At 72.6% G+C, this 15574-nt stretch carries 13 protein-coding genes; 2 read left to right on the forward strand and 11 right to left on the reverse strand.

All coding sequences use genetic code 11. The annotated features are described in order from the left end of the window. Nucleotides 1–80: 80 nt before the first annotated feature. From ACFWEJ_RS10085 to ACFWEJ_RS10135, 11 genes are all read right to left on the reverse strand, one after another. The gene (locus ACFWEJ_RS10085; RefSeq protein WP_377229068.1) at nt 81–1337 is read right to left on the reverse strand and encodes an MFS transporter; all 1257 of its coding nucleotides are present in this window, start codon (nt 1335–1337) and stop codon (nt 81–83) included. A gap of 177 nt (nt 1338–1514) precedes the next feature. Continuing rightward, a complete protein-coding gene (gene lgt, locus ACFWEJ_RS10090; protein ID WP_377229069.1) occupies nt 1515–2615 on the reverse strand; it encodes a prolipoprotein diacylglyceryl transferase in 1101 nt (366 codons plus the stop codon). 93 nt (nt 2616–2708) lie between these two features. Continuing rightward, nucleotides 2709–4253, reverse strand: coding sequence for a ribosome biogenesis GTPase Der (gene der, locus ACFWEJ_RS10095; protein WP_377229070.1), 1545 nt, complete (start codon nt 4251–4253; stop codon nt 2709–2711). 98 nt (nt 4254–4351) lie between these two features. Next, entirely contained in the window at nt 4352–5089 is a 738-nt protein-coding gene (cmk, locus tag ACFWEJ_RS10100; RefSeq protein WP_377229071.1) for a (d)CMP kinase, read from the reverse strand. A gap of 73 nt (nt 5090–5162) precedes the next feature. Beyond that, the gene (locus ACFWEJ_RS10105) at nt 5163–6053 is read right to left on the reverse strand and encodes a pseudouridine synthase (RefSeq protein ID WP_377229072.1); all 891 of its coding nucleotides are present in this window, start codon (nt 6051–6053) and stop codon (nt 5163–5165) included. A gap of 75 nt (nt 6054–6128) precedes the next feature. Beyond that, the gene (locus ACFWEJ_RS10110; RefSeq protein ID WP_377229073.1) at nt 6129–6794 is read right to left on the reverse strand and encodes an SMC-Scp complex subunit ScpB; all 666 of its coding nucleotides are present in this window, start codon (nt 6792–6794) and stop codon (nt 6129–6131) included. Then, nucleotides 6791–7834, reverse strand: a complete 1044-nt coding sequence (locus ACFWEJ_RS10115; RefSeq protein WP_377229074.1) for a segregation and condensation protein A — start codon at nt 7832–7834, stop codon at nt 6791–6793. Before ACFWEJ_RS10115 ends, ACFWEJ_RS10110 begins: the two co-directional genes overlap by 4 nt. Beyond that, nucleotides 7834–8730, reverse strand: coding sequence for a ParA family protein (locus ACFWEJ_RS10120; protein ID WP_377229078.1), 897 nt, complete (start codon nt 8728–8730; stop codon nt 7834–7836). Before ACFWEJ_RS10120 ends, ACFWEJ_RS10115 begins: the two co-directional genes overlap by 1 nt. Before the next feature lie 111 nt (nt 8731–8841). Continuing rightward, nucleotides 8842–9735 carry a site-specific tyrosine recombinase XerD gene (xerD, locus tag ACFWEJ_RS10125; RefSeq protein WP_377229079.1) on the reverse strand — a complete coding sequence of 298 codons (894 nt, stop codon included), beginning with the start codon at nt 9733–9735 and terminating at the stop codon, nt 8842–8844. Nucleotides 9736–9893: 158 nt separating this feature from the next. Further along, a complete protein-coding gene (locus ACFWEJ_RS10130) occupies nt 9894–10745 on the reverse strand; it encodes an HpcH/HpaI aldolase/citrate lyase family protein (protein ID WP_377229080.1) in 852 nt (283 codons plus the stop codon). A 198-nt stretch (nt 10746–10943) separates the two neighbouring features. Further along, nucleotides 10944–11921 carry a heme o synthase gene (locus ACFWEJ_RS10135; RefSeq protein WP_377229075.1) on the reverse strand — a complete coding sequence of 326 codons (978 nt, stop codon included), beginning with the start codon at nt 11919–11921 and terminating at the stop codon, nt 10944–10946. 333 nt (nt 11922–12254) lie between these two features. Between ACFWEJ_RS10135 and tkt the strand changes: the two genes are divergently transcribed. Both tkt and tal read left to right on the forward strand, forming a co-directional pair. After that, a complete protein-coding gene (gene tkt, locus ACFWEJ_RS10140) occupies nt 12255–14360 on the forward strand; it encodes a transketolase (RefSeq protein ID WP_377229076.1) in 2106 nt (701 codons plus the stop codon). A 40-nt stretch (nt 14361–14400) separates the two neighbouring features. Next, nucleotides 14401–15543, forward strand: coding sequence for a transaldolase (gene tal / locus ACFWEJ_RS10145; RefSeq protein ID WP_377229077.1), 1143 nt, complete (start codon nt 14401–14403; stop codon nt 15541–15543). Nucleotides 15544–15574 lie beyond the last annotated feature (31 nt).

Below are 15574 nucleotides of genomic sequence, written 5' to 3' on the forward strand. Positions count from 1 at the left end.
GTTGCTTTGAGATCGGTCCATCAACCGACCGGTCTCAAGGCACCGGGCCGATCTCATGACCGGCGCCGGCCCGGCGGGGTCTACCGGCCCCCTCGCCCGCCGCCCGCCAGCGGGAGGTCCTTGCGGGAGCGGACCGCGACGATCACCAGGCACAGCGCCGCGGCGGCCGCCCCGAAGCCGAACATCTGCCCGTACGACCAGGTCGCCTGCAGCCAGGCGAGCACCATCGGGGCGAAGAACCCGAGGTAGGTCAGAGAGTAGAAGACGGCGGTCAGGCCGGCGAGCTGACCCGGCCCGGCGATGCGCGCGACCTCGCTGAGCCCCGCGACGAGGCCGAGTCCGTAGCCGGTGCCCAGCACCACGGCCGCGACCACGCCGAGCGGCAGCGAGGGCGAGATCGCCGCCCAGGCCGCGAGCGCCATCCCGACGGCGACGATGCTCAGCGCGACGATCGACGCGCGGGCCGACGCCGGGGTGTCGATCCGCCGGGCCACGGCCTGCATGCCGATGCCGCAGCCGAGCGAGAGCACCGTCATCCCGCCGGCGAACGCGATCGGGATAGTCCCGGCATGGTCGGAGAGCAGGGCCGGCAGCACCGCGTACGCGCTGCCGCCGCAGCCGAACACCCAGGGCGCGAGCGGCACGACGACGCGCAGGAAGCGGCGGTGCCTGACGGCGGTGATGCGCAGGTCGTCGCGCAGCGGCGCGCGGTGGTCGCGGTGCACTCCCGGGTTGGTCTCGGGCACGCGCAGCAGCCACACGCCCGCGGCCAGGGCGCCGGCGGCGTGCACGACGTAGGCCAGGTGGGTGGGCCAGGGACCGAACTGGGCGAGCGCCGCCGCGACGCCCGCGCCGAGCAGGAAGCCGATCGTGAGCGACAGGGAGCCGCGGCGCGGGCCGGCGGCGCGGTCGCCCGTGCGGGCGCTCAGCTCGGTGATCCAGGTGCTGCCCACCGCCATCACCAGCCCGAGCGCGACGCCGCACAGCACACGGCCGGCGGCGAGCAGGACCGGACTGGTCGGGTCGAGGGCGAGCACGAGCGAACCCAGGGCACCCACGGGCGCCGCGGGCAGCAGGAGCGGACGGCGGCCGTGCCGGTCGGACAGCGGCCCGCCGAGCAGCAGCGCCGGGACGATGCCGAACACGTAGGCGGCCAGCAGCGCGTCGACCGTCACGTCGCCGAGGTGCCCCTGCTCGCGGTACATCACCAGCAGCGGCGTGAACTCGTTGCCGCCCCAGGCGATCGCCAGCAGCACGGCGGCGACGGGCCACCAGGTGCGCGGTCCCACGGGGAGCTGTTCGGACGCAGGCGTGTCCCCGGGGAGCGAGTGTGGCATGACCACATCCTCCGCAATGGATGCCCGGGTGAACAACCTGAGCGGCTGTGAGGGTGCGCACAGGAGTACCCGGGGCCCGGGGCGACGACGACGCAGCGGGGAGGGTTACGGAGAGGTAGCAGTGCTCGGTCTCCGTAACCCTCCCCGCTGAGTGGGCTCTGCCCCGCGTCGGTCGGGCTACTTGCTCCCGGCCGGGTCCACGGGGCTCGCGTTCGCGTCGGTCTCCGCAGCCTTGGGGTCGGCGCCCTTGGTGTCCACGCCGCCGTCCGCGGTCTCGCCGCCAGCCTTCGTGCCGGCGGCCTTCTCGCCGGCGGCCTTCTCGCCGGCGGCCTTCTCGCCGGCGGCCTTCTCGCCGTCGCCCGCCTCGGCGTCCTCGTCCTCGGGCTCGCGGCCAGGGACGTAGACCGACAGCTCGGGCTCCGGGTGGCGGCGGCCCTGCACCACGATGATGCCGATGCCCAGCAGCACCGCGATGCCCGACGTCCAGATGTTCGCGGGGATCCCGAGGGGCGCGTCGCTCGTGGGGTCGATCCGGATGGACTCGAGCCAGCTCCGGCCCAGGCCGTACCAGATGAGGTAGAGGCCGAACATGCGGCCCCAGCGCAGGCCGGCCCCGGGGGTGCCGCCGTCGGCCGCGAGGGCCTCGTTCCGGCGCACCACGCGCCGCTCGATGGTCAGCAGCACCGCCACCCCGATGAGGTTCCAGATCATCTCGTACAGGAACAACGGGTGGAACAGCGTCCCCTCGGGCGTGCCGGTGGGGAACATCGGCGCGTCGGTGCGGATCTCCAGGCCCCAGGGCAGCGTGGTCGGCAGGCCGAACAGCTCCTGGTTCACGTAGTTGCCGAGCCGGCCGATGGCCTGGGCCACCAGCAGGCCGGGCGCGAGGGCGTCGGCGAACGACCAGAAGCGCAGGCCGGAGATGCGGCACGCGATCAGGACGCCGACCGCGCCGCCGAGCAGCGAACCGAACAGGGCGTTGCCGCCCTCCCAGATCCGCACCCAGGCCCAGGCGTCGACGCCCGGACCGGTGAAGTCGTCGAGGTGGGTGAGCACGTGATAGATCCGCGCGCCGACGATGCCGATCGGCACCGCCCACATCGCGACGTCGACGGCGAGCCCGGGGGCGGCTCCGCGCGCACGGAGCCGCCGGTCCGTGATCCACGCGGCGGCGACGATGCCCGCCAGGAGACACAGGGCGTAGGTGTGGATGGTGAGGGGGCCCAGGCTGAACTGGGACCACACCGGGTCAGGGCTGGGGATACTGGCCGGAAGCACGACCTGAAGGTACCGCGATCCGGCCCCGACGTGGGCATCGGCCGGCGTGCCGCACGCTGTGCGGCACCCCGAGCCGCGTGCCGGGGTGACGCCTCAGCGCCGGCGCTTCTCCCGCACCCGCACCGAGATCTCGATGGGCGTGCCCTCGAAGCCGAACGTCTCGCGCAGACGGCGCTCGATGAACCGGCGGTAACCGGCCTCGATGAACCCCGTGGCGAAGATGACGAACCGCGGCGGACGCGTCGAGGCCTGCGTCGCGAACAGGATGCGCGACTGCTTGCCACCACGCAGCGGGTGCGGGTGCGCGGCCACGAGCTCGCCGAGGAACGAGTTGAGCTTGCCGGTGGGGATGCGGCGGTCCCAGGACGCGAGCGACCGCTCGATCGCCGGCACCAGGCGCTCGCTGTGCCAGCCCGTGCGGGCCGACAGGTTGACGCGCGGCGCCCACTGGATCTGCACCAGCTCCTTCTCGATCTCGCGCTCGAGGTAGGGGCGGCGGTCCTCGTCCATGAGGTCCCACTTGTTGTACGCGATCACCAGGGCGCGACCGGAGTCCACGACCTGCTGGATCACGCGGATGTCCTGCTCGGTCAGCGGGGCGGACGCGTCCACCAGGACCACGCCGATCTCGGCCTTCTCGATGGCGGCCGCGGTGCGCAGCGACGCGTAGAAGTCGGCGCCCTTGGTCTGGTGCACGCGGCGGCGGATGCCGGCGGTGTCCACGAACCAGTACGGGATGCCGCGCAGCTCGATCAGCTCGTCGACGGGGTCACGCGTGGTGCCCGCCACCTCGTCGACGACGACGCGCTCCGACCCGGCGATCTTGTTCAGCAGCGACGACTTGCCGACGTTCGGCCGGCCGACGAGCGCCACGCGACGCGGGCCCGAGGGCCGCAGCGTGCCGTGCGCGGACTTGGTGGGCAGGGCCTTGACGGCGGCGTCGAGCAGGTCGCCCGTGCCACGACCGTGCAGGGCCGAGACCGGGTACGGCTCCCCCAGGCCCAGGGCCCAGAGGTAGGTGGCGTCCGCCTCGCCCGAGGCGCCGTCGACCTTGTTGGCGCACAGCACGACCGGCTTGCCGGAGCGGCGCAGCAGCTCCACGACCCGCTCGTCCGTCGCGGTGGCGCCCACGGCGGCGTCGACCACGAAGACCACGGCGTCGGCCAGGGAGATCGCGACCTCGGCCTGCTCCGCCACCTTGGACTCGATGCCGGCGACGTCGACCTCCCAGCCGCCCGTGTCCACGAGCATGAACCGGCGGCCGGCCCACTCGGCGGGGTAGGAGACACGGTCGCGCGTCACGCCCGGCTTGTCCTCCACGACCGCCTCGCGGCGGCCGAGGATGCGGTTGACCAGGGTCGACTTGCCGACGTTCGGCCGCCCGATGATCGCGAGCACCGGCAGGATCTGCTCGGCCTCGGACTCCTCGTCGGACCACTCGGAGTCCAGGAGCGCCTGGTCCTCGTCGTCGAGCTCGAACTCCTCGAGGCCGACGCGCAGGGCGCGCTCGCGCGCGACGTCGTCCTCGGTCTCGGTGAGGTCGAGGTCGGGAGCGTCCGGGGCGGCAGCGTCCGGGGCAGCATCGTCTCGGGCCGCCGCGTCCAGGGCAGCCTCAGATGCAGAGGAGTCGTGGGTCATGCCCCCATTGTCGCAGGCCCGACCCGCTCAGGCCGACTCCCGCGCATATGACCTGCGTCGCTCCGGCCCGGGCCTGGGCCCGGGGCCGGAGCGAGAACTCAAGCGGAGGGCGCGACCTCGCGTCCCGTCACCTGCGTGACGACCGCCAGCACGGCGTCGACCGTCTGCTCGAAGTCGAGGTCGCTGGAGTCGACGGTCACCACGCCGTCCGCGGCGACGAGGAACTGCGTCACCTTGGCGTCGTCCTGGTCCCGGCGCAGCACCTGGTCCTTCGTCGCCTCGACGGCGCCGGCGTCGGCGGCGCCGTGCACCTCCAGGGACCGACGGCGCAGGCGGGCCTCCTCCGAGGCGATGAGCAGCACGCGGACGTCGGCGTCGGGCGCCACGACCGTCGTGATGTCGCGGCCCTCGGCCACGATCCCGCGGCCGCCCGACTGCACGGCCCGGGCCGCGTCGGACTCCTGGTCGATGATCGTGCGCTGGAGCCGCTTGAGCTCGGCGCGCACGTCGAGGTTGGACGCGACCTTCGACACGTTGGTCGTGACCTCGGTGGAGCGGATCGTCACGGCGACGTCCCGGCCGTCCAGCTCGACGCCCGGGGCGGCCGGGTCCAGCCCCATGACCAGCGGCATCGCCCGGACCGCGGTGGTGACGGCCCCGGCGTCCGCCAGGTCCGCCGTCTCCATGCTCCACACCGTGGCCGCCCGGTACATGGCCCCCGTGTCGAGGTAGGCCAGGCCGAGCCGCGCGGCGACCGCCTTCGACACGCTCGACTTGCCGGAGCCCGACGGCCCGTCGATGGCGATCACTACAGGGCTGGTCACAGGTTCGCTCATTTCCGTTGAGTGCTGGGTATCTGCGCTTCAGAGTGCTCGTCAGCCGCAAATAGCCAGCACTCAGCGGGAGAGGTTACAGGTCTACCGCACCCATGAGGGTGCCCAGTTCCGTGCGGCCCAGGACGCGGGTGCGGCCGGACTTCAGGTCGCCCAGCGGGATCGGGCCGATCCGGGTGCGCACCAGCCGCGTGACGGGGTGCCCGACGGCCTCGAACATGCGGCGCACGATCCGGTTGCGGCCCTCGTGCAGCACGACCTCCAGCATCGCGAAGCCGTCGATCTGCTGGAGCACGTGCACGGCGTCCATCTTGGCGACGCCGTCCTCCAGCTCCACGCCCTTCAGGAGCTCGCGGCCGACGCGCGGGTACACCTCGCCCTCGACCGTCACGAGGTACGTCTTGGCGATCTCGTACTTCGGGTGCGACAGGCGGTTGGCGAGCTCGCCGTCATTCGTCAGGAGCAGCAGGCCCTCGCTGTCCGCGTCGAGCCGGCCCACGTGGAACAGGCGCTCCTCGCGGTTCTTGATGAGGTCCGCGACCGTCGGGCGGCCCTTGGGGTCGTCCATCGTGGACACCACGCCGAGCGGCTTGTTCAGCGCGATCGTCACCTTGGCCTGGTCGAGCTGGATGCGCAGCCCGTCCACGTGGATGACGGCGGTGGTGGGGTCGACCCGCACGCCCAGCTCGGTGACGAGCTGGCCGTCCACCTCGACGTGCCCGTTCGCGATCAGCTCCTCGGACGCGCGGCGCGAGCCCAGCCCGGCCTGAGCGAGCACCTTCTGCAGGCGCACACCGTCCTCGACGTGCACGTCCCGGGCCGGCTCCGTGGGCTTCGCGGGCCGACGGCGCGGCTGGTTCGCCTGCGCGCGGCTCTTCGCGGAGCTGCCCCCACGGAAGTTCTGGCCCTGTCGTCCGCCCTGCTTGCCGGACTCGCGGCGGCTCCCGCCGCGGCGTTCGTTGCTCATGATTCGTCTCTCGGTACGTCGGAAGATCTCGGAAAGGGGCGCGCGCGAAACCCGTCGTGCAGGCCTCGGGCAGGACTAGGAGTCCAGCCCGTCGAGGCCGTCGATCGTGTCGAGATCCGGCAGGTGCGGCGCCAGCGGGGGCAGCTCGTCGAGCGACGAGTAGTCCATCCGCTCCAAGAAGTATCCCGTGGTTCCGAACAGAACCGCACCCGAGCTCGGGTCCTGACCGATCTCGGCGATCAGCCCGCGGGTCAGCAGGGTCCGCACGACGCCGTCCACGCTCACGCCACGCACCGCGCTCATCTGGCCGCGCGACACCGGTTGACGGTACGCGATCACGGCGAGCGTCTCCAGCGCGGCCTGGCTCAGCTTGGCCGACTGGCCGTCCAGCACGAAGCGCCCCACGGGGTCCGCGTGCGCCGTGGAGGAGTAGATGCGCCACCCGTCCACGGTGCGGCGCAGCTCGAAACCGCGCGGCCGGGACCCGAGGTGGCCGGCGTACTCGTCGGCCAGCTCGTGCAGGATGTCGTCGGTCTCGTCCTGCGTCAGGTTCAGCGCCGCCGCGATGCGGTCCGCGCCGATCGGCGCGTCGGCCACCATGAGCACGGCCTCGACCGCCGCGTGCGCCCCGCCCGGGAGCTTGTGCACGTCGACGACGAGCTGCTCCTCCGGCGCGGGAGCCGCGGGGGCCTCAGGTGTGGCGGGGGCGTCCGCCGGCGGGGCCTGTTCCTCGACCGTCATGCTGTCGCCTCCGTTCCGGGCTGCGGGATGTCTGCCTGTTCTGGTCCCTGCTCGGGTACCGGCTCTGGCGCCTGCGCCGCCGGCGGGGCGGTCAGGTCCTCCTCGTCGAACTCGCTGGGGCCGGCGGCCGGGTCGAGGTACTTCCCGCCGTCGTCGGGCCCGGCCGTCCACCGCACCGTCAGCTCGCCCAGCGGGCTGACCTGCTCGAAGCCGACCAGCGCGTCGCGGAACAGCTCCAGCAGCGCGAGGAACCGGGCGACCGTCACGAGGCGCTCCGTACCGGCCGTGAGCGACCGGAACGTGACGGCGTGCTCCGAGCGCAGGCGCCGGACGATGACGCCCGCCTCCTCGCGCACGCTCACCGCCGAGCCGTGCAGGTGGGCCAGCCCGACCACGGGCGGCGGCTTGGGGGCGAGGACCTTCGCGGCCAGCTCCGCGAGCCGCTCCCCCGTCGTGTCCCAGACCAGCTCCGGCAGGATCGCGGCCAGGTGCGGCTCGAGCGGCGCCAGGCGGGGAACGCGGCGTCCGGACGACGCCATCTGCTCCGCGAGGACCTTCGAGACCTCCTTGTACGCGCGGTACTGCAGCAGCCGCGCGAACAGCAGGTCGCGGGCCTCCAGCAGCTCGAGGTCCTCCGCGTCCTCGTCCACGACGCCGGGCAGCAGGCGCGCGGCCTTGAGGTCCAGCAGGGTCGCGGCGATGACCAGGAACTCGCTGGCGACGCCGAGGTCCCACGACTCGTGCACCTCGCCGCGCTCGGCGGCCTCCCGGGACGCCCGCTCCGCCTCGCGGATGTGCCCGACGAACTCGTCGGTCACGACCGCGAGCGCGACCTCGGTGACGTCCATCTTGTGCTTCGCGATGAGCGACAGGAGCAGGTCGAACGGGCCCTCGAAGTTGTGCAGCCGCACCTGGAACATGCGCGACGACGACCGCTCGGCGGGCTGCTCCTCGGGTGCCGGCACCTGCTCCGCCGCCGGCGCCGGGTCGGCCGGCAGCGCCTCGGGCGCCTCGACCGACAGCACCTCCGCCTCAGGCATCAGGCAGCGTCGCCACGGGCAACGAGCTCCCGGGCGAGCTGACGGTACGCGGCGGCGCCGGGGTGCCCGGGGGCGTACGCGGTGATGGGCTCTGCGGCGACCGTGGCGTCGGGGAACTTCACCGTGCGCCCGATGATCGAGTGCAGCAGCGTGTCGCCGAAGGCCTCGTGCACCCGGGCCACGACCTCACGGGAGTGGAGGGTGCGCGAGTCGTACATGGTGGGGAGGATACCGTCGATCTCCAGGGCGGGGTTGAGCCGGTCCCGGACCTTCTCGATGGTCTCCACCAGCAGCGCGACGCCGCGCAGCGCGAAGAACTCGCACTCCAGCGGGATGAGCACGCCGTGCGCCGCCGTGAGGGCGTTGACGGTGAGCAGGCCGAGGCTCGGCTGGCAGTCGATGAGGATCACGTCGTAGTCGTCGACCACCGGGCGCAGCGCGCGGGCCAGCACCGACTCGCGGGCGACCTCGCCGACGAGCTGCACCTCCGCGGCCGACAGGTCGATGTTCGCCGGCAGCACGTCGAGGTTCTCGATGCCCGACGGGATCAGCACGTCCTGGACGTCCACGCCCCGCTCCATGAGCAGGTTGTAGATCGTCAGGTCGAGCTCGTGCGGGTTGACGCCGATGCCGACCGACGCGGCGCCCTGCGGGTCGAAGTCGACCAGCAGCACCTTGCGGCCGTACTCGGCCAGGCACGCGCCGAGGTTGATCGTGGTCGTGGTCTTGCCGACCCCGCCCTTCTGGTTGCACATGGCGATGATGCGCGCCGGGCCGTGACTGGCCAGAGGTGCCGGCTCGGGCAAGTCGGGCATGACCCGCCCCACCACGTCGCGCACGATCTCCGAGTCCGTGGGTGCGCCGACGACCGCCTTGCCGAGAAGAATGTCGGTCATCGTGCTCGCTCCCTCCTGGCTGGGTGCCTCGCTCACGCCCGCCACGCTATACCAGAGTGTGGGCACCACCCGGCTCGGAGCCCCGGCGTGGCGTGGTTCGGTGCCGGGCGGTCAGCGGGCCCGCGGGTGGGCGGCGGCGTAGACCTCGCGCAGGGCGTCGGGCGTGACCATCGTGTAGATCTGCGTGGTGGTGACCGACGCGTGCCCGAGCAGCTCCTGGACCACGCGCACGTCGGCCCCGCCGGACAGCAGGTGGGTCGCGAACGAGTGCCGCAGGGTGTGCGGCGAGACGTGCTCCGTGAGCCCGGCCCGGCCGGCCGCGGACTGGAGCGCGGCCCACGCCGTCTGCCGGGACATCCGCGCGCCGCGCGTGTTGAGGAACAGGGCGGGGGTGCCGCGCCCCGCCGCGGCCAGCTCGGGACGGGCCCGCACGAGGTAGGCCTCCAGGGCGTCGCGCGCGAACGACCCCACGGGCACCACCCGCTCCTTGGAGCCCTTGCCGAGCAGCCGGACGGCGGCGGAGTCCCCCACGCCGTCGACGTCCAGCCCGACGATCTCGGAGATCCGCGCCCCGGTCGCGTACAGCAGCTCCAGCAGGGCCCGGTCGCGCAGGGGCAGCGGCCCGTCGCCCGCGCCGGCGGCGTCGAGCAGCCCGGCGACGTCGTCCACGGACAGGGCGTGCGGCAGCCGCCGCAGCTGGGTGGGCGCCCGCACGTCGGCGGACGGGTCCTCGACGGCCAGGCCCTCGGCCTGCGCGAACTTGTGCCAGCCGCGCACGGCGGCCAGGGCGCGGGCCGTGGACGACGGCGACAGCGGCCGGCCGCCGTCGGACCCCTGACGCACGGCCTCGACGAAGCTCGTGACGTCGGACTCGGCGACCCCCGCCAGGTCCCGGCCCGCCGCGTCGAGGAACGCCGCGTACCGCACGAGGTCGCGCCGGTAGGCCGCGACGGTGTTGGCCGAGAGGCCGCGCTCCACGCTCAGGTGCGCGAGGTAGTCGCGCAGCGCGCGGTCGAGCCGGCCTTCGACCGAGACGGCAGGGGCGGACCGGAGGGCGGGCTGGTTCTCGTGGGACGGACGGGCCAGTGCGGTGGACACCGGCCCATCATGCCGAGCGTGGCCCGCCGTGCGGGCGGGCCACGCCGTCGGCGGGTGACGTCAGGTCACGCCGGGTTGATGCCGAACAGCTCGGCGCGCGACCGGATCACCTGGGCGCGGGCCAGGCGGGGCTTGTCGCTGCCGTCGCGGATCACGGAGCCGGCGGCCTCGAACTCGGCGAAGAAGTCGACGGCCCAGGCCACGTCGGACGACGTCGGCGCGAAGGACTCGTTGATGACGCTGGACTGCTCGAAGTCCAGGCAGAGCTTGCCGGTCATGCCGAGGTTGACGGCGTCGGTCGACTGCTCGCGCAGCAGCGCGTGCGACGAGCCGACCGTGGGGCCGTCCACGGGGCCGGGCAGGCCGCCGATGCGGCTGGCGACCACGAGGCGCGTGCGCGGGTAGGCCATGGCCATGGGCTCGTTGGCGGCGCCGGTGTCACGGCGGTAGTCGCCGGAGCCGAACGCGAGCCGGAACGCGCCGCGCGCCTTGGCGATGTGCACGGCCTCCTCGATACCGAGGGCCGACTCCACGAGCGGGATGACGGGCACGTCGCCGCCGAGCCGCTGCGCGGTGTCGATGACGTCGTCCGCGCTCTCGGTCTTGGCCAGCATGACGCCGTTGAGGCCCTCGAGGCCGCGCAGGTAGGCCACGTCGTCCGCCCAGGACGGCGCCGTGCGGTCGTTGATCCGGACCCAGGCGCTGCCGCCGCTCTTGATCCAGCGGATGACGTTCTCGCGCGCCTCGTCCTTCAGGGAGTCGTCGATCGCGTCCTCGCAGTCGAGGATCACCTGGTCCGCCCGGGAGAGCTGCGCCTTGTCGAAGAGCTCGGTCCGCATCGCGGAGAGCAGGAGCCAGGCACGCGCGTAGTCGGGGGCGACACGCGACTTCTCGCGGGCCGCCCGGCGCGGCGCCAGGTCGCTCTCGGGGACGACGGCGGACGCCGTCGGCAGGCCCGAGGAGTAGCCCGCGGACTGCGCGGCCGGCTGTTCGGCAGGGTCGGTGGTTCGGTCGGCTGGGGTCTCGGTCACGCGCTCAGCCTAGGCGGCCACGAGGGTGCAGGCCGAATCATGACCACCGCTATGCAGAGGTCTGGTGCGGCGCCCGGCGGACGATCAGAAGGGCAGGAAGACGTCCACCGCGACCGCCACGAAGAGCAGCGACAGGTAGGTGATGGAGCCGTGGAACACCTTCATGGCGCCCAGCTTGCCGCTGGCCTTGCCCTGCGCCCGGCGCAGCATCGCGATCGTGGACCAGAGGAACCAGCCGCCCAGGACGGCGGCCACCACGGTGTACACCCACGACATGCCCGCGAGCGGGGTCAGCGCCAGCGAGCAGGCGATCATCGCGATCGTGTAGCCCACCATCTCGGCCGCGACGCGCTTGTCGTCGCTGACCACGGGGAGCATCGGGACGTTCGCGTTCGCGTAGTCCTTCTTGAACTTGATCGACAGCGGCCAGTAGTGCGGCGGCGTCCAGAAGAAGATGATGCCGAACAGCGCCAGCGCGGCCCAGCTCAGGCCGCCGGTGACCGAGGCCCAGCCGATGAACACCGGCATGCAGCCGGCGATGCCGCCCCACACGATGTTCTGCGGGGTGCGGCGCTTGAGGATCATCGTGTAGCCCACGACGTAGATCGCGATGGCGCCCAGCGTGAGCCACATCGCGGCCCAGTTGATCACCAGCGCGAACCACGCGAGCGACAGCAGGCCGAGGATCGAGGCGAACACCAGGCCGGCGCGCGGCGTGATCTCCCCCGTGGCCAGCGGACGCTTCTTGGTCCGGTTCATGACCTGGTCGATGTCGCGGTCCCACCACATGTTGAACGCGTTCGCGCTGCCCGCGGCGCCGGCGCCGCCGATCAGCGTGGCGACGATCAGCCAGAAGCTGGGCAGGCCGTCGGCCGCCAGGATCATGGTGGGCACGGTCGTCACGAGCAGCAGCTCGATGACGCGCGGCTTGGTCAGGGCGACGTACGCGCCGGCGCGGCGCATGAACCATCCCCCGGGACGCTGCTCGACGCCGGCCGCGGCCTCGGGGGCGGACGTCTGGGGACGCGCGGTCTGGCCGTTCGTCGGGTGGCTCGTTCTCACGCGCGTCGCAGTTCCGTTCGGGAGGGTCCTGGAGTCGATAACGCACCTGGTGGGCGCTGTTGCCCGTCGGGTGCGTGCCCATGGTACGTCGCAGGCTGACCCCGCCGCGCACCGCGCTCCCGGACGGGCGTGTGAGATTTGTCCACCGCATCCTGGGACGAACAGTCCGTGGACAGCCCTGCGCAACGGATTACGCGCGCGTATAGGGTTGTTGACGCCATCGATTGAAGGGCGGCCGGCATCCCGCCGCCGCCGCACGCACGCTGCGCGGCTCTCCAGCGCGTCCGCTCTCCGGACCCGGACGAGGGCCGACGGCGGAGAGAAAGAGGACTCGTGAACGCTTTCGACCCCGTGCTGAAGCCCCTGGAGTGGTCGGAGCTCGACGAGCGAGCGGTCAAGGCCATCAAGGCGCTGGCCGCGGACGCCGTCGAGAAGGTGGGCAACGGACACCCCGGGACCGCGATCTCGCTCGCGCCGGCCGCGTACCTCCTCTTCCAGAAGGCCATGCGCCACGACCCGTCCGACCCCGACTGGCAGGGCCGCGACCGGTTCGTGCTGAGCGCCGGCCACTCGTCGCTGACGATCTACCTGCAGCTCTTCCTCGCCGGCTACGGCCTGGAGATGGACGACCTCGCCGCGCTGCGCACCTGGGGCTCCAAGACCCCGGGCCACCCGGAGTTCGGCCACACCGCGGGCGTCGAGATCACGACGGGCCCGCTGGGCCAGGGCCTCGCCTCCGCCGTCGGCATGGCCTTCGCCTCGCGCCGCGAGCGGGGCCTGCTCGACCCGGCCGCCGCCCCCGGCGAGTCGCCGTTCGACCACCACGTGTACGTCATCGCGTCCGACGGCGACCTGCAGGAGGGCGTGACCTCCGAGGCCTCGTCCCTCGCGGGCCACCAGCAGCTCGGCAACCTCATCCTGATCTGGGACGACAACAAGATCTCGATCGAGGACGACACCAACATCGCGTTCACCGAGGACGTGCTCAAGCGCTACGAGGCCTACGGCTGGCACACCCAGCGCGTGGACTGGACCTCGGGCGGCGAGGGCTACGCGGAGGACACCGACGCGCTGGCCGCGGCCATCGACGCCGCCAAGGCGGAGACCGGCAAGCCGTCGATCATCGCGCTGCGCACCATCATCGGCTGGCCGTCGCCCACCAAGCAGAACACGGGCGGCATCCACGGCTCGGCCATGGGCGCCGACGAGGTCAAGGGCCTCAAGTCCGCGCTCGGCCTGGACCCCGAGGCCACGTTCACGATCGACGACGAGGTGCTGGCCTACACGCGCTCCGTCGGCGAGCGCCAGGCCACCGAGCGTCAGGCCTGGGAGACGGCCTTCGCCGCCTGGTCCGAGGCCAACCCGCAGCAGGCCGCGCTCCTGGAGCGCCTGCGCTCGAACGAGCTGCCCGAGGGCTGGACGGACTCCCTGCCGGAGTTCGAGGCGAGCGAGAAGGGCGTCGCGACCCGTGCGGCGTCGGGCAAGGTCCTGACCTCGCTCAAGGACGTGCTGCCCGAGCTGTGGGGCGGCTCGGCCGACCTCGCCGGTTCGAACAACACGACCATGGACGGCGTGCCGTCGTTCGTGCCGACCGAGCACGCGACCAAGAAGTTCCCGGGCGACCCCTACGGCCGCACCCTGCACTTCGGCATCCGCGAGCACGCCATGGGCTCGATCCTCAACGGCATCGTGCTGCACGGCCTGACGCGCCCCTACGGCGGCACGTTCCTGCAGTTCGCCGACTACATGCGTGCCTCGGTGCGCCTGGCCGCGCTGATGAGCATCCCGACCACCTTCGTGTGGACGCACGACTCGATCGGCCTCGGCGAGGACGGTCCGACCCACCAGCCGGTGGAGCACCTCGCGGCGCTGCGGGCCATCCCGAACCTCGACGTCGTCCGCCCGGCCGACGCGAACGAGACCGCCTGGGCCTGGCGCGGGATCCTGGAGAACACGAAGAACCCGGCCGGCCTCGTGCTGACCCGGCAGAACGTGCCCACCTACCCGCGCGGCACCGACGGCTTCGCCGGCGCCGAGGGCACCCTCAAGGGCGGCTACGTGCTCCTGGACACCGAGGGCACGCCCGACGTCGTCCTCGTGGGCACCGGCTCCGAGGTGCAGCTCGCCGTCGAGGCGCGCGAGATCCTCGCGGCCGACGGCGTCAAGGCCCGCGTGGTCTCCATGCCCTCGCGCGAGTGGTTCGACAAGCAGGACGAGGCGTACCGCGAGTCGGTCATCCCGTCCGGTGTGAAGGCCCGGGTCTCGGTCGAGGCGGGCGTGGCGCAGGGCTGGCGCGAGGTGGTCGGCGACGCCGGCCGCATCGTCTCGCTCGAGCACTACGGCGCGTCGGCGGACTACAAGACGCTCTACGCCGAGTACGGCATCACCTCCGAGGCGGTCGCCCAGGCCGCCAAGGAGTCGATCGAGGCGGCGTCCTGAACCGCGCCGGAACACCTGGACACGAGAGAGGAAGGGCACGATGACTGACAGCACCAGCGACAGCAGCGAGAACGTCAGCCCCACCGAGCGGCTGTCCGAGGCGGGTGTCGCCATCTGGCTCGACGACCTGTCTCGTGAGCGCCTGCGCACCGGCAACCTCGCCGGGCTCATGACCAGCAGGAACGTCGTGGGCGTGACCACCAACCCGACGATCTTCGCGGCGGCGCTCGCGCACGGCGACGCCTACGCGGAGACGCTGGCCGAGCTGGCCGGGTCGGACGTGGAGGAGGCCGTGGAGCGCATCACCACGGACGACGTGCGGGACGCGGCGGACCTGCTGCGCCCCGTCTACGACGCCACCGCCGCCGTGGACGGCCGCGTGTCCATCGAGGTGGACCCGCGGCTGGCCCGCGACACGGCGGCGACGGAGACCACGGCCGTCCGGCTGTGGGAGACCGTCGCGCGGCCGAACGTGATGATCAAGATCCCCGCCACGGTCGAGGGCCTGCCGGCCATCACGTCGACCCTGGCCAAGGGCATCAGCGTCAACGTGACGCTGATCTTCTCGATCGAGCGGTACCGGGCGGTCATGGACGCGTTCCTGGCCGGCCTGGAGCAGGCCAAGGCCGCCGACCACGACCTGTCCGTGATCGGGTCGGTCGCGTCGTTCTTCGTGTCCCGCGTGGACTCCGAGATCGACAAGCGGCTGAACGCCGTCGGCACGGACGAGGCGCTCGCGCTGCGCGGCCAGGCCGCCATCGCGAACGCCCGTCTGGCCTTCGCCGCCTACGAGGAGGTCTTCTCCGGTGAGCGCTGGGCCGCCCTCGCGGCGGACGGCGCGCAGCCGCAGCGGCCGCTGTGGGCGTCGACCGGCGTCAAGGATCCTTCCTACCGCGACACGATGTACGTCGACGAGCTGGTCGTCGCGGGCGTCGTCAACACGATGCCGGAGAAGACGCTCGACGCCTTCGCCGACCACGGCATCGTGCTGGCCGACACCGTGACCGGCTCGGCCGAGCAGGCGGCCGCGACCATCGCGGCCGTCGAGGCGCAGGGCATCTCGATGGACGAGGTGACCGCACAGCTGGAGGACGAGGGCGTGACGAAGTTCGAGGTCAGCTGGGACGAGCTCCTGACGACCACCAAGGCCGGCCTCGACGAGGCCGGGGCCGGCGAGCGGTGAGGCCGGCCAAGATCGCGCAGGGGGTCAACCC

Origin of the sequence: Promicromonospora sp. NPDC060204 (genome assembly GCF_042728455.1) — a bacterium.
GTDB lineage: Bacteria > Actinomycetota > Actinomycetes > Actinomycetales > Cellulomonadaceae > Promicromonospora.

Excerpts from the sequence above, each read along its gene's own strand:
- ACFWEJ_RS10085 (WP_377229068.1), bottom strand. The coding sequence starts at position 1,337 with ATGCCACACTCGCTCCCCGGGGACACGCCTGCGTCCGAACAGCTCCCC.
- der (WP_377229070.1), bottom strand. The coding sequence starts at position 4,253 with ATGACCCACGACTCCTCTGCATCTGAGGCTGCCCTGGACGCGGCGGCC.
- cmk (WP_377229071.1), bottom strand. The coding sequence starts at position 5,089 with ATGAGCGAACCTGTGACCAGCCCTGTAGTGATCGCCATCGACGGGCCG.
- ACFWEJ_RS10105 (WP_377229072.1), bottom strand. The coding sequence starts at position 6,053 with ATGAGCAACGAACGCCGCGGCGGGAGCCGCCGCGAGTCCGGCAAGCAG.
- ACFWEJ_RS10110 (WP_377229073.1), bottom strand. The coding sequence starts at position 6,794 with ATGACGGTCGAGGAACAGGCCCCGCCGGCGGACGCCCCCGCCACACCT.
- ACFWEJ_RS10115 (WP_377229074.1), bottom strand. The coding sequence starts at position 7,834 with ATGCCTGAGGCGGAGGTGCTGTCGGTCGAGGCGCCCGAGGCGCTGCCG.
- ACFWEJ_RS10120 (WP_377229078.1), bottom strand. The coding sequence starts at position 8,730 with ATGACCGACATTCTTCTCGGCAAGGCGGTCGTCGGCGCACCCACGGAC.
- tal (WP_377229077.1), top strand. The coding sequence starts at position 14,401 with ATGACTGACAGCACCAGCGACAGCAGCGAGAACGTCAGCCCCACCGAG.